Origin of the sequence: Caballeronia sp. NK8, assembly GCF_018408855.1 — a bacterium.
In the GTDB taxonomy this organism is placed as follows: Bacteria; Pseudomonadota; Gammaproteobacteria; order Burkholderiales; family Burkholderiaceae; genus Caballeronia.
Genome location: NZ_AP024322.1, coordinates 775,787 through 792,778 on the forward strand (window position 1 = coordinate 775,787; position 16,992 = coordinate 792,778).

Consider the following 16,992-nt stretch of genomic DNA (forward strand, 5'->3'; position numbering starts at 1 on the left):
ACGCCTGTAAAATACGCAAAATTTTTGGCCGTTCCTATGTCGCTCAACAAAACGCCCTTCTTTGAACTGCGCAGCGGCTCCGTCGACACGCTTCTCTTCGTCGTCAAGACTCCCGACCTCGACGCCCTGCGTACCGAACTCACGCGGCGCTTCGAAGCGACTCCCGAATTCTTCGCGGGCGACGTCGTCGCCATCGACGTGCGCCGTCTGGCTGATGCCGCGAAGGGCGGCGAAGGCGAGCGCGTGTCGCTCGCGGAACTCGAGACCTTGCTGAAGATCGTACGTATGCGGCCAATCGGCATCGTCGCGCTGCCCGCGCAGACGTGGGCGATCCAATGGGCGAACGAAGGCGGCCTGCCGGTGCTCGAAGCGCGCGACCGGCGCGGCGCGCCGAAGCCCTCCGTCGACGAAGCGAAGCCGAACACCGAAGCCGCCGCCGTGATCGAAGCGGCCGTTGCGAAGGCGCCCGCGCCCGCGGCGCTGCCCGCGCCCGCGACCATCATCGACCGGCCGCTGCGCTCGGGCCAGCAGGTCTACGCGAAGGGCGATCTCATCGTGCTCGGTCTCGTGTCGTATGGGGCCGAGGTGATCGCGGAAGGCAATATCCATATCTATGCGCCGTTGCGTGGCCGCGCGCTCGCGGGCGTGCACGGCAATCTCGACGCGCGGATCTTCTGCACGTGTCTCGAGCCGGAACTCATCTCCATCGCGGGCATCTATCGAACGACCGAGAACCCGCTGCCGGCCGACGTGCTCAGTAAGCCAGTGCAGATCTGGCTGAACGAAGAAAAACTCATGATCGAACCGCTGCGGCTGACCTGACGGGTCGGATCGACTCGCGCGCCCGATGCCCCTGGCGCGCGCTCGGCAGCACCGCGAGCGGACCTATTGACGAACACAAGGTACTTGTATGGCAAAAATCATTGTGGTGACTTCGGGGAAGGGCGGCGTCGGCAAGACGACCACCAGCGCGAGCTTCGCATCGGCGCTCGCATTGCGCGGCCACAAGACGGCCGTGATCGACTTCGACGTCGGTCTGCGCAATCTCGACCTCATCATGGGTTGCGAACGCCGCGTGGTGTACGACCTCATCAACGTCATTCAGGGCGAAGCGAACCTGCATCAGGCGCTCATCAAGGACAAGAAGTGCGAGAACCTCTTCATCCTGCCGGCATCGCAGACGCGCGATAAAGATGCGCTCACGCTCGAAGGCGTCGAGAAGGTCATCAACGAACTGATCAAGATGGACTTCGAGTACATCATCTGCGACTCGCCGGCGGGTATCGAATCCGGCGCGTTGATGGCGATGCACTTCGCCGACGAAGCGCTCATCGTGACGAATCCTGAAGTGTCGTCCGTGCGCGACTCGGATCGCATTCTCGGCATTCTGTCGTCGAAGACCAAGCGCGCGGTCGAAGGCAAGGAGCCGGTGAAGGAGCATCTGCTCATCACGCGCTACAACCCGAAGCGCGTGAGCGAGGGCGAGATGCTGTCGCTCTCGGACATCCAGGAAATCCTGCGCATCGATCTGATCGGCGTGATTCCGGAATCGGAAGCGGTGCTGCATGCATCGAATCAGGGTTTGCCGGCGGTGCATCTGGACGGCACGGATGTCGCCGAATCGTACAAGGACGTGGTGTCGCGCTTCCTCGGAGAAGAAAAGGCGCTGCGCTTCACCGATTATCAGAAGCCAGGTCTGCTGCAACGTATCTTCGGCACCAAGTAAGGGGACGCAATGTCGATTCTTTCGTTTTTGCTGGGCGAGAAAAAAAAGTCCGCTTCGGTCGCGAAGGAACGCTTGCAGTTGATCATTGCGCACGAGCGCGCGGGTGGCAGAGCCGCCGCCGATTATCTGCCGGCGTTGCAACGGGAACTGGTTGCCGTGATTTCGAAGTACGTGAAGATTTCCGATGACGATATTCGAGTCAGCCTCGAACGTCAGGACGACCTCGAAGTGCTTGAAGTGAAGATCGAGATTCCGCAGGCGTAGTAACGAACGTCAGCGCGCGGCGCCGCGTCCGGTCAGGGCCGGGCGCGTGCCGCTGAGAAAAAAGCGAAAGCCAGAATCAGGTGATTCTGGCTTTTTTGTTGTGCGCGCTATCGTTTGCGCGCTCGGCTCGGGCGATGCGCGAGCGCTGTTCGCATCGGTTCGATGCGTCGGCACGGATGATTGCGGGAGCCAGAAAAAAGAACAGGCGCGAGGCTTTCGCCGGGCGCCCAGGAAACGCTCCCGCCAGAAGCAGGAACGGAGAGGAGAAGAGAGCAATTCGCCCAGCAATGACCACCAGCTGCACGAACCGCATTACCTGCTCAGAGTGTCCGTTCCAAGGAAAGTTCAACCACGTTGAAAATTTTTTGTAGGTTCGCTGTGGGAAGCCGGGCGGCCGTCTCAGGCTGTCAGGACTTCGAATGCGAGCACCGCGACAATCGCGCCGACGTTCGCGATGACCGCTTCGAACAGCACGCCGCGCCACGTCGCGGGACGGAATTTCACGGCGAGCAGCAAAGCCGTCACAAGCGCGATGGCCACGATCGCGACCAGATGCGAACTCTCCAGATAAATGCGCATGGCGGCCTCCTTTTTCATTCGCGGCATTACTTTCCGCGCGGCGGTTTTTGTCGAACTTGTTTCGAGTATAGGCAGTGGCATATTTACTGGAAAGCGGACAAAAAAGTCATTTTGCCGCCAGCTTGCCGACTGCCATCGAGTGTTAATTTAAATACTCGTTGATTCACGGAATTTTCTTTCTAGACTAGGTACAAACCCCGTATGTGCGCGAGCCAGCCCGGCAGCGCGCCGAACCGCAGGCTCGTGGAGCATTCGCCAATGACTTCCCCGACGACACGTTCTCTCGAAGTCGATTTCTTTCGAGGAATCGTGCTGCTCATTATCGCGGTCGACCATATAACGGGAAGTGTGCTTTCGCGCTTTACGCTGCATCAATACGCATTCTGTGATTCCGCTGAGGTATTCGTGTTTCTCGGAGGTTATGCGTCGGCGGCGGCTTTTACGGCGCTTGCGACTCGCCGTAGCGATTCAGCCGCTCGCCGACGCTTTTTCAAACGCAGTTGGGAAATCTATCGCGCGTACCTGTTCACGGCGTTCCTGATGCTGATCGGCGGCGCGCTTTTGATGGCCCTGAAGGTCGACACGCCGATGGTCCAGTACACCGAATGGCCGAATTTCCTCGAGCGTCCGTTCGGCCTGACCGTCGATATCGCGTTGCTGCGTCAGCAGCCGTATCTGTCCGCCGTGCTGCCGATGTATTCCGTGTTCGCGCTCGCCGTGCCGGTGATAGTGCCGCTCGCGCAGAAGAAGCCTGTCGTCGCGATGTTCGGCAGCCTGCTCGTGTGGCTCGCCGCCATGCCGCTCCTGCGCTTCCTGCCGGGCACCTACGGCGAGGCGTGGTCGTTCAATCCGTTCGCCTGGCAGCTGATGTTCATGACCGGCATACTGGCGCGCGTCCAGCCGATCAGCGGCGAATTCCACGCGGGCAGGATCGCGCGCTGGCTGACCGCGGGCGCCATCGGCGTCGCGCTCACGTTCGCGTTCTACAAGCTTTTCCTCGAAACCCAGGCGCCGCCGGGATACATGAAGCAGAACCTCGCGACGCTGCGCATCGTCAGCTTTGCGGCGATCGCCTGGGTCGTCGCGCGCGGCGTCCATGCAGGATGGGTCGGCCAGCTCGCGCGCAAGCTGCCGGGCATCGTGACGATCGGGCAGCAGGGGCTCGTGTGCTTCATCGCGGGAACGTGCGTGTCGCTCGTGCTGGATTCCGCGCTGCGCGCGATGGGCGTGCTCGGCCTCGGCCGCTATCCGTCGCACTGGATTCTGGGGCTTATCGCGGATGGCATCGCGATCGCCACCCTGCTGTGGCTCGCGCGCTTCTGGGCCAACCGCAAGGCCACCAAAGCAGCGCGCGCGAAGGGCGTCGAGCGGCAGACTCCGCCGCCGCGGTTGCCCGTCATCGAAACACGTCCGGTGCCGGTGCACGCCGCCAGTCGGCGCGAGCGCTGAATACTACTCCAGCGTGATGTTGCGCGTCTCGCGCATGCACAGCACGGCGATCAGGCTCACCGCCGCCGCCGCCGACACATAGCCGCCCACCCACGTCAGCCCGCCGCGATTCGCGAGCAGTTGCGCGATATACGGCGCCACCGACGCGCCCAGAATCCCGCCGAGGTTGTACGCGACCCCCGCGCCCGTGTAACGCACGTTGGTCGGGAACAGTTCGGGCAGCAGCGCGCCCATCGGTGCGAACGTGACGCCCATCAGAAACAGTTCGATGGTGAGGAACAGCGCGACCTTGATCGTGTCGCCGCTGCCGAGGAGCGGGGCCATCGCGAAGCCGGAGAGGATCGCGAGCAGGCAGCCGACCATCAGCACCGGCTTGCGGCCGAAGCGGTCGCTCGCGATCGCGGAGATCGGCGTGGCGATCGCCATGAACAGCACCGCGAAGCACAGCAGGCCGAGGAACGTCTCGCGCGCGAAATGCAGCTTGGCGACGCCGTAGGACAGCGAGAAGACCGTCGAGATGTAGAAGAGCGTGTAGCAGACGACCATCGCGAACGCGCCGAGCAGTGTCGGCACGAGATGGCTGCCGAGCAGCGTCGCGATCGGCACCTTCACGCGTTCGTGCCGTTCGACGGCCGTGCGGAACGCCGGCGTCTCCGCGATCTTCAGGCGCACGTAAAGCCCAAGCGCGACGAGCACCGCGCTCACGAGGAACGGCACGCGCCAGCCCCAGCTGCGAAACTGCTCGTCCGAGAGCGAAAGCGCGAGCCCGAAGAAGAGGCCGTTCGACGCGAGGAAGCCGATCGACGGCCCGAGCTGCGGAAACATGCCGAACAGACCGCGCTTGCCCTGCGGCGCGTATTCGGTCGCGAGCAGCGCCGCGCCGCCCCATTCGCCGCCGAGCCCGATGCCTTGCCCGAAGCGCAGCACGCACAGCAGGATCGGCGCGAGGCTGCCGATCGAATCGTAGCCCGGCACGAAGCCGATGAGCGTGGTCGACACGCCCATCACCAGCAGCGAGGCGACGAGCGTCGACTTGCGGCCGATACGGTCGCCGAAGTGGCCGAACAGAAACGAGCCGATCGGGCGCGCGAAGAACGCGATGCCGAACGTGACGAAAGCGGAAAGCGCCTGCGCGGCGGGCGAGTCGTGCGGAAAGAACACCGGACCGATGACGAGCGCGGCGGCGGTTGCATAGACATAGAAGTCGTAGAACTCGATCGCGGTGCCGATGAAGCTCGCGAAGATCACGCGAGACGCGCTTTGAGATCCGTCGCCGGGCTTGGCGGCGGAAAGCGAGGATGAGGACATAGGGTCTCCGTTGTCGTGTTGTGCGCGTCAGCTTTTTGTAGGGATTGCGATGCAATGGCAGGCATGCCAGAAGTCGACGGCGCGTGCGAGTAGCGCGCGATGTCGCGGCGCAGTGGGCTGCGCACGAGGCCTCTCGCGCGACGCGCGGGGTGAGCGCACGGCGAAGGCCGCGCCGGAAGCGGGTCCGGCAGGGGTGTCGAAAATTATAACGAGCGTGCCGGACGAGCGCCAATCAATCGATGGTCGTGGCTTGCGGCGAATGCGAGGTTTGCAACTGGAACTGGCCGTTGTCGTTGAACATCCAGCCTTCGAAAAGCTCCAGTTGGCCCTTGCCGTTCAGGAGCTTTGCGGGCGGTGCGGGCAATGGCGACGCGCGGCGCAGCGAGGCGAGCGCGGTGGCTTCGGCTTCGTCATCGCCATTGGTGCGATACACCGACGATTCGACGAGCCGTCCGCCACGGTCCACCGTGAACGAGACCAGCACGAACGAGCGCAGCATGGCCTGCGGCGTGCCTTTGAGCACGAGCGACGGATTACGTTCGAAGATACGTTGGGCGATGCGCGTCTTGTATTCGTCGAGCGTCGGACCGGCGACGGTAGGCGCGGCGGTGCGCGCGGCCACGACGCTCGGCGGCGGCGTGATCGTGCAGGCGCTCATCGCGAGCGCGCCGACGATCGCGATGAGGATGAGGCTGAAACGTGACGCGGACATCGCAGGCATCGATGAAGATGGCGTTACTTCAATAGTAGTCGCTGCAAAGGCAGCGAAGCGGAGAAAACGTGTGGTCGCGCGCGTTCGGGCGCGGCGCTTGCTCACGATCCTTGCATTCAAAAGCACCGAGGGAGGAAGCCATGAGCAACGAGACGAATCATCCGGAAGGCGAGCAGCCTGTCGAGCACAGCGACAACGAGAAGAGCAAGCTGCCTGAGCGCGACGACGAAAACCGCAAGCAAGGTCCGAACGACAGGCCGGGCAAGCAATCGGGCGAGGGCGAAGCGCCGGTCGGCTGAGTCCCGCCGCACGCGTGCGGCGGGGGCGCGGCAGTGCTAAGGTAGCAGGGGGATGTCCCCGTCTATTTTCGGGAGAACGCCATGTCACGCAAGTCACATCCGGTGCCGTCAGGTGCGCCCGCGCGGCAACAGCAACCGGCTTCCGCCGCGCATCCGAAGAGCGAATCGAAACGTGCCGCGCCCAAGCAGGACGCGGCACGCGCGGAGCCGGTTCCGCACGTCCGCCCGCCCGTCAGATCCGATGACAATTGATGTCAGTCAAAGTCAGTCGGTATAGGGTTTGACGAGTTCGGCGCAGCGTATCGGCGCGGTCGCCCGGACCGTGCCGGTTTCGGCTGCGCGTGTTTCCACGCAGCGATAGACACTATTGGTTTTCTGAAGCACATAGGTGTCTTCGGGCAAGCCTGAACTGCGCGCGGCGACGCTCGTCACCGCGACGATTCCATATCCGTTCTGAATCAGGTCGAAGAGGGTCGCTTCGGTCGCGCGCCATTGCGCGTTGGACTGAGGCTGGGCATGCGCCGACAGGCTTACGGCGGCGACGCAGCCGAAGAGGATGGGCAGGATGCGGCCTGACTTCATGGGCGATTCTCCGCGTTTGTTATCGATGAGGCCGTTAGATGGCGAGATGGCCGGTGTGTTCACAGCGATTTTCATCGAAACGCGCGTTCGACTGGGCGACGGACGAAAAAATGGCCTCGATTGCAACGAGGCCCAAGTCCAACCTTACCCATTGAAGGCCTCCGACGCACGAGAATGGGGAAACTCGGGAAGGAGGCAGGGCGACGATACTTGGCTCTCGATGCGTTGCATACGCGTATTGTCCGAATTTGCGGGGGAACGGTATGGTGTGGTTGCTGCTCGACGATATTTGTCAGGATATCGAAGTGAGGAAGAGGACTTCGCGCCGAGCACTCTCTCGCGCATTCCGTGGCGCGCAAAGTGGCAGCGGTATGTCGGTGCTAGGGTTCGTCGCGTTGATCACCCGTCACGTTCCCGACGACATTCGCGCCATGATGGAGGCGATCGATGGAACCGTCGAGATTGACGAATACCGATAGGCGGCGCGTTGTCGGCCGTTCTCTGACCCCTGGCGCGGTGCGCGCCGTGCAGATCAGGGCGTTACGGACAAGCGGGCATAGGAGGGCTGGCGGAGGCGGTGAGATTCGAACTCACGGAAGGATCGCTCCTTCGCCGGTTTTCAAGACCGGTGCCTTAAACCGCTCGGCCACACCTCCAGCAAGGCGCGTATTGTAGCGCAACTCCTCGGCGGGCAGAAGTTCAGCCTTCCAGCGATTTCGTCGCCCTCAGCGCAGGAAAAAGACGCATCCACAAAAGCGCGACGACGATCGTGCCAATCCCGCCGATCAGCACCGCCGGGACCGCGCCGAACAATCCCGCCGTCATCCCCGATTCGAACTCGCCGAGCTGATTCGACGTCCCGATGAAGAGCGAATTGATCGCCCCGACGCGTCCGCGCATCTCATCGGGGGTCTGCAACTGCACGAGCGACATCCGCACGACCACGCTGATCACATCCGACGCCCCCAACGTCGCGAGCGCGACCAGCGACACATAGATATTGCGCGACAGCCCGAACACGATCGTCGCGATGCCGAATGCGATCACGCCGCCGAACAACGCCGTGCCAGCACGCTGCCGCAACGGAAAATGCGCAAGCCAGATCGATCCGGCGAGCGCGCCAGCGGCAGGCGCCGCGCGCAGAATCCCGAGTCCCCACGGTCCCGTGTGCAGGATGTCGCGCGCATAGACAGGCAAGAGCGCGGTCGCGCCGCCGAGCAGCACCGCGAAGAGATCGAGCGACAGCGCGCCGAGGATCACCGGCTTGCTGCGAATGAAGCCGATGCCCGAAAACAGCGCCCGGAACGACAACGGCGCGCGCATGCGGACGGCTTCATCGATTTTGATGCCGACCACCGCGCACGCCGCGACGAAAAACGCGACGGTCACCGCGCCGTACACCGTCAGCGCGCCGAGCCCGTAGAGCACGCCGCCCATCGCGGGGCCGAGAATCTGCGCGGTCTGGTTCGCGGACGTCGACCACGCGCTCGCATGCTGCAACTGGTTTCGCGCGACGAGATTGGGCAGCAGCGCCGCCATCGACGGCGATTCGAACGCGCGCGCCGCGCCCGTCACGGCGGCGATCGCGTAAATGGGCGCGACATCGTGCCAGCCCTGCCATGCGCCGAGACAAAGCACCAGCGCGGCGATGCCTTCGATCGACTGGCACACATACGCGATCGTGCGCCTGTCGTAACGATCCGCGACGTGCCCGACGACGAGCGTCAGCACGAACATCGGCACGAACTGCGCGAGCCCGACGAGACCGAGCGCGTACGCGCTATGCGTGATCGAATAGACCTGCCATCCGATCGCGACCGACATCATCTGAAACGCCACCGACGACATCACCCGCGCGGTCCAGAACAGCGCAAACGGGCGATGCCGCATCACCGAGTCCGGCGCCATCGTCGGTGCGCTCAATTTTGCGGGTCCTTCAAGAACAGCTCCTGCAGATCGTTGAGAAAGCGCTGCCCGAGCTCGGTCGGCGCGATGCGTTCGATGTCGCGCGTGATGAGGCCGCGCTTCTCCGCTTCGACGAGCGCGGGCTCGATCGCCGACAGCGCGAGCCCCGTGCGCTCGATGAACGAATGCACCGGAAAGCCTTCGACGAGCCGCAGCGTATTCAGCATGAATTCGAACGGCAGATCGCGCGGGCCGACTTCGCGTTCTTCCTGAATCGCGGTTTCGGCGGGTGAGAGCGCGTGGTCCATGTAGCTCGCCGGATGCTTGAAGCGCGCCTGCCGCAGGATCTTGGAAGGAAACGACAGCTTCGTATGCGCGCCCGCGCCGATGCCGAGGTAATCGCCGAAACGCCAGTAATTGAGGTTGTGCCGGCTCTGGCGATGCGGCTTCGCATACGCCGACACTTCATAGCGCGCGTAGCCCGCATCGCGCGTGCGCTCGTGAATCCAGTCCTGCATGTCGGCGGAGGCGTCGTCGTCGGGCAGGGCGGGCGGGTACTTGGCGAAGACCGTGTTCGGCTCCATCGTCAGGTGATACAGCGACAGATGCGGCGGCGCGAAGGAAATCGCCGTATCGATGTCATGCCTGCACTCGTCGAGCGACTGCTGCGGCAGCGCGAACATCAGATCGAGATTGAAGTTGTCGAAGTGTTTCGCGGCGATCTCGACGGCTTTACGTGCCTGCGTCGCATCGTGAATGCGGCCGAGTGCCTTCAGATGCGCTTCGTTGAAGCTCTGAATGCCGATCGACAAGCGGTTCACCCCGCTCGCGCGGAACGACGCGAACTTCGCGGCCTCAAACGTGCCGGGGTTGGCTTCGAGCGTGATTTCGGCGTCGGCGTCGATGGGCAGCAACGCGCGCGCATCGGAAAGAAGCCGGTCGAGGCCTTTCGCCGACAACAGCGACGGCGTGCCGCCGCCTATGAAGATGGTATGCACCTGCCGTCCCCACACGAGCGGCAACGCGCTTTCGAGATCGGCGCGCAAGGCGTCGAGATAGCGTTCCTCGGGGAACGTATCGTCCTTCCATTCGTGCGAGTTGAAGTCGCAGTACGGACACTTGCGCACGCACCACGGGAAATGCACGTACAGCGCGAGCGGCGGCAGCGACGTCAGCCGGATACTCCCCGGCGACGTGAAAGCCTGCACGACGTTGATGGTCTTCGGTCCGGCGCTCACGCAAGTTCCTTCAGTCGTTGCAGCAGATCACGCAGCGCGAGCGCGCGATGACTCAGCGCATTCTTGCGCGCGGGATCGAGCTCGGCGGCGCTCGCGTTGAGTGTCGGCAGGAAAAAGTGCGGGTCGTAGCCGAAGCCGTTCGCGCCGCGCGGCGCATCGATCACTTCGCCGTGCCAGCGGCCTTCCGCGATGAGCGGCTCGGGATCGTCCGCGTGACGCACCAGCACGAGCACGCAGAAGTAATACGCACGGCGATCGGTCTCGCCGGCGAGATCGGCGACGAGGCGCGCATTGTTGGCCGCGTCGCTCTTTTCGCCGCCGTTCATCGACGCATAGCGCGCCGAATACACGCCCGGCGCGCCATTCAACGCGCGCACGCACAGGCCGGAATCGTCGGCGAGCGCGGGCAGGCCGGTGAGCGCCGACGCGTGCCGCGCCTTCGCCAGCGCGTTCTCGACGAAAGTCGCGTGCGGCTCGGGCGCTTCGGGCACGCCGAGCTCGCCCTGCGCGATCAGTTCGATGCCCGCCGCATCCAGCAGCGACGCGAATTCGCGCAGCTTGCCCGCATTGTTCGATGCGAGCACGACGCGGCCCAACTCCGTTGCTTCAGACACCTTTGATCTCCAGCGCTTCCTTCTGCTTCAGAATCAGCGCCTTGATGCCGCTGTCGGCGAGCGCGATCAGCTCGTTCATTTCCTCGCGCGAAAACGGCGCGCCTTCCGCCGTGCCCTGCACTTCGACGAAGCCGCCCGCGCCCGTCATCACGACGTTCATGTCGGTGTCGCATTGCGAGTCTTCGTCGTAGTCGAGATCGAGCACGGGCGAGCCCTCGAAGACGCCGACCGAGATCGCCGCGACGAAGTCCTTCACCGGCGTCTTCGCGATCTTGCCCGCCGCGAGCAGTTTGCCGACTGCATCGTGCGCGGCGACGAATGCGCCCGTGATGCTCGCCGTGCGCGTGCCGCCGTCCGCCTGGATCACGTCGCAATCGATATGCAGCGTGCGCGCGCCGAGCGCGTTGAGATCGAATACCGAGCGCAGCGCGCGGCCGATCAGGCGCTGGATCTCCTGCGTGCGGCCGGTCTGCTTGCCGCGCGCGGCTTCGCGGTCGCTGCGCGTGTGCGTCGCGCGCGGCAGCATGCCGTATTCCGCGGTGAGCCAGCCTTGCTCGCGTCCGCGCAGGAATTCCGGCACGCGCTCGGCGACGCTCGCCGTGCAGATCACCTTGGTATCGCCGAATTCGACGAGCACCGAGCCTTCCGCATGCTTCGTGTAATTGCGCGTGATACGCACCTCGCGCAGTTGATTCGCGCGGCGGCCGCTCGGGCGCGGGGGAGAAGATTTCAGCAGGGGAGAGTCGGTCATGGACGTTGAAAACTGGAAGTGGACGGGCAAACCCCGCGGAATGGAGCGATTTTATCGTCAATCACCCGCCGGCGTTGCGCGCATGGCACGCGCCGGAGCAAGCCGTATCGGCGGGCTTCCCGTCAAAAATGGGATAATGCGGATTCCTCGCCCGGCGGCCAGACGCGTGCCACTCCCAACGCACTTCGAGAGCGCCGGGCGCTTCGTATCGAAACGGCCTTCGCAACGAAGGTTTCAATCGCGAGACGTACCATGATCTACAGCATGACAGGCTATGCCAGCGCGACGCGCGAAGTCGTCGCGGATGGCGCCGGACCCAATGGCGCGGGCGGTTCGGGCGTCGGTGTATCGGTGGAATTGCGCACGGTGAATTCGCGCTTTCTCGACCTGAATTTCCGCATGCCCGAAGACGTGCGCGCAAGCGAGCCGCAATTGCGCGAAATGCTGATGAACAAGCTCTCGCGCGGCAAGGTCGATATCCGCATCAACCTGAATCGCGTCGAGCAGACGGCGAATGCGGGCGCGCTCAATCGCGAAGCGCTCACGCAACTCGCCGCGCTCGAGCGCGCCGTGCTCGACGTCTTCCCCGACTCCGAACGCATGCGTACCGGCGAAATCCTGCGCTGGCCCGGCGTGCTCGCGGAAAGCGCGGTGTCGCAGGAAACGCTGCGCGAAGCCGTGCTCGCATGCGGCAAGCAGGCCATTGCCGATCTCATCGAAGTGCGCGCGCGTGAAGGCGCGGCGCTCGGCCGCGTGCTCATCGAGAACGTGACGGAGATGGAAGCGATCGTCGCGCGCATCACGCCGCTCGTGCCGGAACTGATCGCGAAGCATCAGCAGAAGATCGTCGAGCGTCTGCACGACGCGCTCGGCATCGCGACCTCCGAAGGCGCCACGGCCACCAGCGTGCCGCGCGAGGAGATCGCCGAACGCATCCGTCAGGAAGTGACGATGTACGGCATCCGCATCGACATCGCGGAAGAGTTGCAGCGCCTCACCGCGCATCTCTCCGAAACGCGTCACGTGCTGCAGAAGGGCGGCAAGGTCGGCAAGCGGCTCGACTTCATGATGCAGGAGCTCAACCGCGAAGCGAACACGCTCGGCTCGAAGGCAGCCGCGAAGGAACTCGCCGATGCATCGATGACGCTCAAGCTGCTCATCGAACAGATGCGCGAGCAAGTACAGAATCTGGAGTAACGCAACATCATGCCGAACACTACGCACCGCTCGCATAGCCACTACACGGGCATCTATCCGGGTAACCTGTTCATGGTGGTCGCGCCTTCGGGCGCGGGCAAGTCCACGCTCGTGAACGCGCTGCTCGCCGAGGACAAGGACATTCTCCTGTCGGTTTCGTACACGACGCGTGAAGCGCGTTCGAAGGAAACCAACGGCGTGCAGTATCACTTCGTGTCCGTCGATGAATTCATGGAGCGGCGCGAAAAGGGCGAGTTTCTCGAAAGCGCCGAAGTGCACGGCAACTACTACGCCACCTCGAAGCTGTGGATCGCGGACCAGATGAAGCAGGGCCACGACGTGCTGCTCGAAATCGACTGGCAAGGCGCGCAGCAGGTGAAGAAGCAGTTCCGCAACGCGGTGGAGATTTTCATTCTGCCGCCGTCGCTCGATGCGCTCGAAGACCGCCTCAAGAAACGCGGCCAGGATTCCGAAAAAGTGATCGTGCGGCGTCTGCTCGCGGCGGGTAGCGAGATGGCGCATGCGTCGGAAGCGGAGTATGTCGTGATCAACGAGAACTTCGATCGCGCGCTCAACGAACTGCGCTGTCTCGTCGCCGCGACGCGCCTGCGCTTCACGTCGCAATACGCCCGCAATACGCAGCTTTTCGTGGACCTCGGCATTCATTCCACGCCGCAGGTCTGACGGAGTGCAGTGGCCGGGTCGTACGGTCACATAAGGTAGAATAAAACCCATATTGAGAAGGAAGCAAACATGGCCCGCATCACTGTCGAAGACTGCCTGAAACAAATCCCGAATCGCTTCGAGCTCGCGCTCGCGGCAACCTATCGCGCGCGTCAGCTCGCACAAGGCCATACGCCGAAGATCGAGAGCCGCGACAAGCCGACCGTCGTCGCGCTGCGCGAGATCGCCGCGGGCCAGGTTGGCATCGAAATGTTGAAGAAGGTGCCCGTTTAAGGGCAACAGCTTTACCCGTCAATTCCCGCAACCGACGACCACGCGCGTCACACCACCACGGAGGCGAAGATGAGTCAGACACCATTGCCCATCTCCGCCGCCGTGGATCCGGACCTCGAAATCGATCAGGATTCGATGCTCGATGCGGACAAGCCGCATGCGGCGCGCAAGTACATCGACGCGGTCCTCGAACAGTCCTTCCGCCATCTGTTCGGGCCGACCGCCACGCCGGAGCAGCCGCGCAAGCACGACGTCGTTTCCATCGCGAAACTGACCAACGGCCTCGCGAACTACATCACTCCGGAAGAGATCAAGGAAGTCAAGGCGGCGTTCCACTTCAGCGACGAAGCGCACCTCGGGCAGTATCGCCAGAGCGGTGAGCCGTACATCACGCATCCCGTCGCGGTCGCGGAAATCTGCGCGGGCTGGAAGCTCGACGCGCAATCGATCATGGCGGCCCTGCTGCACGACGTGATCGAAGATCAGGGCGTCACCAAGACCGAGATCGCGGAGCGCTTCGGCGCGAAGGTCGCGGAACTGGTCGACGGCTTGTCCAAGCTGGACAAGATGGAATTCCGCAATCGCGAGGAAGCGCAGGCGGAGAACTTCCGCAAGATGCTGCTCGCGATGGCGCGCGACGTGCGCGTCATTCTCGTCAAGCTCGCCGACCGGCTGCACAACATGCGCACGCTCGGCGCGGTGCCGCCGGAGAAACGCCGGCGCGTGGCGCGCGAGACGCTGGACATCTACGCGCCGATCGCGCATCGGCTCGGTCTGAACAATACGTATCGCGAGCTGCAGGATCTTTCGTTCGCGAACTTCAATCCGAACCGCTACGCCACGCTCGAAAAGGCCGTGAAGGCCGCGCGCGGGAATCGGCGTGAAGTAGTCGGCAAGATTCTCGAAGCGGTGCAGCGCACCATCGCGGACGCGAAGATCAACGCGGAAGTCACCGGCCGCGAGAAGACGATCTACAGCATCTACAAGAAGATGCGCGACAAGCAGTTGTCGTTTTCGCAGGTGCTCGATGTCTACGGCTTTCGCGTGGTCGTCGAAAGCGCGCTCGAGTGCTATACGTGCATCGGCGCGCTGCACGCGCTCTACAAGCCGGTGCCGGGCAAGTTCAAGGACTACATCGCCATACCCAAGGTGAATGGCTATCAGTCGTTGCACACCACGCTGGTCGGCCCGTTCGGCGCGCCGATCGAGTTCCAGATCCGCACCCGCAAGATGCACGAGATCGCCGAGGCGGGCGTCGCGGCGCACTGGCTCTACAAGAACGGCGGCGCAGATCTGAACGACGTGCAGAAGCGCGCGCATCAGTGGCTCAAGTCGCTGCTGGACATTCAGAGCGAAGCGGGCGATTCGAGCGAATTCCTCGAGCACGTCAAGATCGACCTGTTCCCGGACGCGGTCTATGTATTCACGCCGAAGTCGAAGATCATGCCGCTGCCGCGCGGCGCGACCGCGCTCGACTTCGCGTATTCGATCCACAGCGACCTCGGCAATCAGTGCGTCGCGGTGAAGATCAACAACGAGCTCCTGCCGTTGCGCACGGAGCTGAAGAGCGGCGATATCGTCGAAGTGATCACCGCGCCGTACTCGAAGCCGAATCCCGCGTGGCTCGGCTTCGTGCGTACCGGCAAGGCCCGCTCGGCGATCCGTCACTATCTCAAGACGATGCGCCTGAACGAGTCCGTCCAGCTGGGCGAGCGGCTCGTCGATCAGAGTCTCAAGGGCTACGGCCTCGCGCTGTCGGACGTCACGCCGGAAGTGTGGGAAAGGCTCGTGCAGTGGACCGGCAACAAGACGCGCCAGGAAATCTTCGCGGACATCGGCCTCGGCCGGCGCGTGGCGGCGGTGATGGCCAAGCGCATCGAAGTGCTGATGAACGGCATCGCCGACGACGAAGATCATCCGCATCGCGAGCATCACAACACCAATACCGCGCCGCCTGTCGTCATCACCGGCACGGAAGGCATGTCGGTGCAATTGTCGCCGTGCTGCCGCCCGATTCCCGGCGACGACATCATGGGCTACATCGGCATCGGGCTCGGCATGGCGATCCACACGACCGAATGCCGCGTCGCGCAACGGATTCACCGGCGCGATCCGGGCCGCTGGATCGACGTCGCCTGGGCGCCGCAGCCGGGGCGTCTGTTCGATGTCGCCGTCAAGGTGCTCGTGAAGAACACGAAGGGCGTGTTCGCGCGTGTCGCGGCCGACATCACGTCGGCGGACGCGAACATCGTGCACATCGCGATGGACGAGGACGTGTCGCAGGAAGCGAAGATGCTGCGCTTCGTGATCCAGGTCAGCGACCGCGTGCATCTGGCGAACGTCATGCGCCGTGTGCGCACCAATCCGGATGTGATGCGCATCGCGCGCGAGCGTCCCAGCGACGAACCGCATCACCGCAATCAGGACGGCGGCATGCGCATCGACCGCGAGCGCGCCGACTACTGACGCGGCGCGGGTATGCGGCATGCATGCCTGTCGTCATTCGACGAACAGGAGAGAGCGCCGCAATGAACACTTCCGATCTCGAAGGCTCCACGCTCGACTATTGGGTCGCGCGCGGGCTGCACGAATTCATCCGCGAGATTCACTTCACCGATAGCGGCGAGACGCTCTCGATACGCGGCAACGACCGCGGCAAGCCGTGGGACGGGCGCTTCCTGCCGTCGACGTCGTGGGAAGCGGCGTCGGTCGTGCTGGAGCGCGCCTGCCGGCTCGAGATGCACGATCACGGGCGTGGTGAGGTGATCTGCACCGTCACCTTCGGCAAGGACGGGCAACCGGTCGAAGGGCGCGGACCGTCGCTGCGCATTGCCTTGCTGCGCGCGTTCGTGCGGCATGCGTTCGGCGATGCTGTCGAGGATGAAGTTCTGCGCCGTCCACAATCGCTGCTCGGCGCGCGCGCGGAGGCGATCGGCGAGTCGAGCGCGGTGGCGTCGGTGGAAGACGTGCCATCGCCTGATAAGCACATCGGCGATATCGGCTCGGCGCCGCGTTGATCGCTGCGCGCGTGAGCGGCGCGGCAAACAAAAAGGGCCTTCCGTATGGAAGGCCCTTCAAAAGATGGCGCGGCTGGCAGGATTCGAACCCACGACCCCTTGGTTCGTAGCCAAGTACTCTATCCAACTGAGCTACAGCCGCACGCAAAACGGTACTGCTTGTACTTCGCTGCGCTATGGTTAGCGCTTGATGCTTTCAGCGGGCGAAAACATCAGAATAAGTGGCGCGGCTGGCAGGATTCGAACCCACGACCCCTTGGTTCGTAGCCAAGTACTCTATCCAACTGAGCTACAGCCGCACGCAGAAGCGGAATTATAGCCAAGCCTGTTCCGAAAAGGAAGGGGTTTCGGCCAAATTATCGGTTTTCCTTCGACGATTCGCTCGGCGGGAAGG

At 63.5% G+C, this 16,992-nt stretch carries 21 protein-coding genes and 3 tRNA genes; 12 read left to right on the top strand and 12 right to left on the bottom strand.

Annotated features, from left to right (window positions below; genetic code table 11):
• Positions 1 to 36 precede the first annotated feature (36 nt).
• The 3 genes from minC (at position 37) to minE (ending at position 1,990) form a co-directional block, all read left to right on the top strand.
• On the top strand, positions 37 to 822 hold the full coding sequence (gene minC / locus NK8_RS03610; protein WP_213227496.1) for a septum site-determining protein MinC: 786 nt from the start codon (positions 37 to 39) through the stop codon (positions 820 to 822).
• An 88-nt stretch (positions 823 to 910) separates the two neighbouring features.
• Complete coding sequence (gene minD, locus NK8_RS03615) at positions 911 to 1,726, top strand: septum site-determining protein MinD (protein ID WP_162065124.1); 816 nt, start codon at positions 911 to 913, stop codon at positions 1,724 to 1,726.
• A 9-nt stretch (positions 1,727 to 1,735) separates the two neighbouring features.
• The gene (gene minE / locus NK8_RS03620; protein ID WP_016344622.1) at positions 1,736 to 1,990 is read left to right on the top strand and encodes a cell division topological specificity factor MinE; all 255 of its coding nucleotides are present in this window, start codon (positions 1,736 to 1,738) and stop codon (positions 1,988 to 1,990) included.
• Positions 1,991 to 2,066: 76 nt separating this feature from the next.
• Here minE and NK8_RS03625 read toward each other — a convergent pair whose 3' ends face one another.
• The gene (locus NK8_RS03625) at positions 2,067 to 2,303 is read right to left on the bottom strand and encodes a hypothetical protein (protein ID WP_213227498.1); all 237 of its coding nucleotides are present in this window, start codon (positions 2,301 to 2,303) and stop codon (positions 2,067 to 2,069) included.
• A gap of 86 nt (positions 2,304 to 2,389) precedes the next feature.
• Positions 2,390 to 2,569, bottom strand: a complete 180-nt coding sequence (locus tag NK8_RS03630) for a hypothetical protein (protein WP_213227500.1) — start codon at positions 2,567 to 2,569, stop codon at positions 2,390 to 2,392.
• A 258-nt stretch (positions 2,570 to 2,827) separates the two neighbouring features.
• Here NK8_RS03630 and NK8_RS03635 point away from each other — a divergent pair, with 258 nt between their 5' ends.
• Positions 2,828 to 4,018: an OpgC domain-containing protein gene (locus NK8_RS03635; RefSeq protein ID WP_213227502.1), complete on the top strand. Its 1,191-nt coding sequence runs from the start codon at positions 2,828 to 2,830 to the stop codon at positions 4,016 to 4,018.
• A gap of 3 nt (positions 4,019 to 4,021) precedes the next feature.
• On the opposite strand, the gene NK8_RS03640 is transcribed toward NK8_RS03635, so the two are convergent.
• The gene (locus NK8_RS03640) at positions 4,022 to 5,326 is read right to left on the bottom strand and encodes an MFS transporter (RefSeq protein WP_213227504.1); all 1,305 of its coding nucleotides are present in this window, start codon (positions 5,324 to 5,326) and stop codon (positions 4,022 to 4,024) included.
• A gap of 232 nt (positions 5,327 to 5,558) precedes the next feature.
• A complete protein-coding gene (locus NK8_RS03645; RefSeq protein ID WP_213227507.1) occupies positions 5,559 to 6,038 on the bottom strand; it encodes a TonB family protein in 480 nt (159 codons plus the stop codon).
• Positions 6,039 to 6,178: 140 nt separating this feature from the next.
• On the opposite strand from NK8_RS03645, the gene NK8_RS03650 reads away from it, so the two are divergent.
• Together NK8_RS03650 and NK8_RS03655 are read left to right on the top strand one after the other, a co-directional pair.
• Positions 6,179 to 6,337, top strand: coding sequence for a hypothetical protein (locus NK8_RS03650; RefSeq protein WP_174257983.1), 159 nt, complete (start codon positions 6,179 to 6,181; stop codon positions 6,335 to 6,337).
• Positions 6,338 to 6,418: 81 nt separating this feature from the next.
• On the top strand, positions 6,419 to 6,589 hold the full coding sequence (locus tag NK8_RS03655) for a hypothetical protein (protein WP_213227509.1): 171 nt from the start codon (positions 6,419 to 6,421) through the stop codon (positions 6,587 to 6,589).
• Positions 6,590 to 6,601: 12 nt separating this feature from the next.
• Here NK8_RS03655 and NK8_RS03660 read toward each other — a convergent pair whose 3' ends face one another.
• On the bottom strand, positions 6,602 to 6,919 hold the full coding sequence (locus NK8_RS03660) for a hypothetical protein (RefSeq protein ID WP_213227511.1): 318 nt from the start codon (positions 6,917 to 6,919) through the stop codon (positions 6,602 to 6,604).
• A 263-nt stretch (positions 6,920 to 7,182) separates the two neighbouring features.
• Here NK8_RS03660 and NK8_RS03665 point away from each other — a divergent pair, with 263 nt between their 5' ends.
• The gene (locus NK8_RS03665; RefSeq protein ID WP_213227513.1) at positions 7,183 to 7,398 is read left to right on the top strand and encodes a hypothetical protein; all 216 of its coding nucleotides are present in this window, start codon (positions 7,183 to 7,185) and stop codon (positions 7,396 to 7,398) included.
• A gap of 87 nt (positions 7,399 to 7,485) precedes the next feature.
• Here the strand turns inward: NK8_RS03665 and NK8_RS03670 are convergent.
• The 5 genes from NK8_RS03670 to rph form a co-directional block, all read right to left on the bottom strand.
• A tRNA-Ser gene (locus tag NK8_RS03670) sits at positions 7,486 to 7,575 on the bottom strand.
• Between the two features lie 43 nt (positions 7,576 to 7,618).
• Entirely contained in the window at positions 7,619 to 8,827 is a 1,209-nt protein-coding gene (locus NK8_RS03675) for an MFS transporter (RefSeq protein ID WP_213228473.1), read from the bottom strand.
• A gap of 11 nt (positions 8,828 to 8,838) precedes the next feature.
• Positions 8,839 to 10,062 carry a radical SAM family heme chaperone HemW gene (gene hemW / locus NK8_RS03680; protein WP_213227515.1) on the bottom strand — a complete coding sequence of 408 codons (1,224 nt, stop codon included), beginning with the start codon at positions 10,060 to 10,062 and terminating at the stop codon, positions 8,839 to 8,841.
• Positions 10,059 to 10,676, bottom strand: a complete 618-nt coding sequence (gene rdgB / locus NK8_RS03685) for an RdgB/HAM1 family non-canonical purine NTP pyrophosphatase (protein WP_213227517.1) — start codon at positions 10,674 to 10,676, stop codon at positions 10,059 to 10,061. The genes hemW and rdgB overlap by 4 nt, the downstream gene beginning before the upstream one ends.
• Positions 10,669 to 11,409: a ribonuclease PH gene (rph, locus tag NK8_RS03690; protein ID WP_301549870.1), complete on the bottom strand. Its 741-nt coding sequence runs from the start codon at positions 11,407 to 11,409 to the stop codon at positions 10,669 to 10,671. Before rph ends, rdgB begins: the two co-directional genes overlap by 8 nt.
• A gap of 270 nt (positions 11,410 to 11,679) precedes the next feature.
• Between rph and NK8_RS03695 the strand changes: the two genes are divergently transcribed.
• From NK8_RS03695 to NK8_RS03715, 5 genes are all read left to right on the top strand, one after another.
• Positions 11,680 to 12,624, top strand: coding sequence for a YicC/YloC family endoribonuclease (locus NK8_RS03695; RefSeq protein ID WP_213227519.1), 945 nt, complete (start codon positions 11,680 to 11,682; stop codon positions 12,622 to 12,624).
• 9 nt (positions 12,625 to 12,633) lie between these two features.
• Positions 12,634 to 13,308 (top strand): guanylate kinase, encoded by a 675-nt coding sequence (gmk, locus tag NK8_RS03700; RefSeq protein ID WP_162065135.1) that lies wholly within the window; start codon positions 12,634 to 12,636, stop codon positions 13,306 to 13,308.
• Between the two features lie 69 nt (positions 13,309 to 13,377).
• Positions 13,378 to 13,581 carry a DNA-directed RNA polymerase subunit omega gene (rpoZ, locus tag NK8_RS03705; protein ID WP_006999799.1) on the top strand — a complete coding sequence of 68 codons (204 nt, stop codon included), beginning with the start codon at positions 13,378 to 13,380 and terminating at the stop codon, positions 13,579 to 13,581.
• A gap of 135 nt (positions 13,582 to 13,716) precedes the next feature.
• Complete coding sequence (locus NK8_RS03710; protein WP_225936235.1) at positions 13,717 to 16,047, top strand: bifunctional (p)ppGpp synthetase/guanosine-3',5'-bis(diphosphate) 3'-pyrophosphohydrolase; 2,331 nt, start codon at positions 13,717 to 13,719, stop codon at positions 16,045 to 16,047.
• Positions 16,048 to 16,109: 62 nt separating this feature from the next.
• On the top strand, positions 16,110 to 16,598 hold the full coding sequence (locus NK8_RS03715; protein ID WP_213227523.1) for a phage protein NinX family protein: 489 nt from the start codon (positions 16,110 to 16,112) through the stop codon (positions 16,596 to 16,598).
• Between the two features lie 65 nt (positions 16,599 to 16,663).
• On the opposite strand, the gene NK8_RS03720 is transcribed toward NK8_RS03715, so the two are convergent.
• Positions 16,664 to 16,740 (bottom strand) — tRNA-Arg (locus NK8_RS03720).
• 80 nt (positions 16,741 to 16,820) lie between these two features.
• Positions 16,821 to 16,897, bottom strand: a tRNA-Arg gene (locus tag NK8_RS03725).
• Between the last annotated feature and the right edge of the window lie 95 nt (positions 16,898 to 16,992).

Bases quoted from the DNA above. Each gene is read 5' to 3' on its own strand.
- minC (WP_213227496.1), top strand. From the start codon at position 37: ATGTCGCTCAACAAAACGCCCTTCTTTGAACTGCGCAGCGGCTCCGTC.
- minD (WP_162065124.1), top strand. From the start codon at position 911: ATGGCAAAAATCATTGTGGTGACTTCGGGGAAGGGCGGCGTCGGCAAG.
- minE (WP_016344622.1), top strand. From the start codon at position 1,736: ATGTCGATTCTTTCGTTTTTGCTGGGCGAGAAAAAAAAGTCCGCTTCG.
- NK8_RS03625 (WP_213227498.1), bottom strand. From the start codon at position 2,303: ATGCGGTTCGTGCAGCTGGTGGTCATTGCTGGGCGAATTGCTCTCTTC.
- NK8_RS03630 (WP_213227500.1), bottom strand. From the start codon at position 2,569: ATGCGCATTTATCTGGAGAGTTCGCATCTGGTCGCGATCGTGGCCATC.
- NK8_RS03635 (WP_213227502.1), top strand. From the start codon at position 2,828: ATGACTTCCCCGACGACACGTTCTCTCGAAGTCGATTTCTTTCGAGGA.
- NK8_RS03640 (WP_213227504.1), bottom strand. From the start codon at position 5,326: ATGTCCTCATCCTCGCTTTCCGCCGCCAAGCCCGGCGACGGATCTCAA.
- NK8_RS03645 (WP_213227507.1), bottom strand. From the start codon at position 6,038: ATGTCCGCGTCACGTTTCAGCCTCATCCTCATCGCGATCGTCGGCGCG.
- NK8_RS03650 (WP_174257983.1), top strand. From the start codon at position 6,179: ATGAGCAACGAGACGAATCATCCGGAAGGCGAGCAGCCTGTCGAGCAC.
- NK8_RS03655 (WP_213227509.1), top strand. From the start codon at position 6,419: ATGTCACGCAAGTCACATCCGGTGCCGTCAGGTGCGCCCGCGCGGCAA.
- NK8_RS03660 (WP_213227511.1), bottom strand. From the start codon at position 6,919: ATGAAGTCAGGCCGCATCCTGCCCATCCTCTTCGGCTGCGTCGCCGCC.
- NK8_RS03665 (WP_213227513.1), top strand. From the start codon at position 7,183: ATGGTGTGGTTGCTGCTCGACGATATTTGTCAGGATATCGAAGTGAGG.
- NK8_RS03675 (WP_213228473.1), bottom strand. From the start codon at position 8,827: ATGGCGCCGGACTCGGTGATGCGGCATCGCCCGTTTGCGCTGTTCTGG.
- NK8_RS03695 (WP_213227519.1), top strand. From the start codon at position 11,680: ATGATCTACAGCATGACAGGCTATGCCAGCGCGACGCGCGAAGTCGTC.
- gmk (WP_162065135.1), top strand. From the start codon at position 12,634: ATGCCGAACACTACGCACCGCTCGCATAGCCACTACACGGGCATCTAT.
- rpoZ (WP_006999799.1), top strand. From the start codon at position 13,378: ATGGCCCGCATCACTGTCGAAGACTGCCTGAAACAAATCCCGAATCGC.
- NK8_RS03710 (WP_225936235.1), top strand. From the start codon at position 13,717: ATGCTCGATGCGGACAAGCCGCATGCGGCGCGCAAGTACATCGACGCG.
- NK8_RS03715 (WP_213227523.1), top strand. From the start codon at position 16,110: ATGAACACTTCCGATCTCGAAGGCTCCACGCTCGACTATTGGGTCGCG.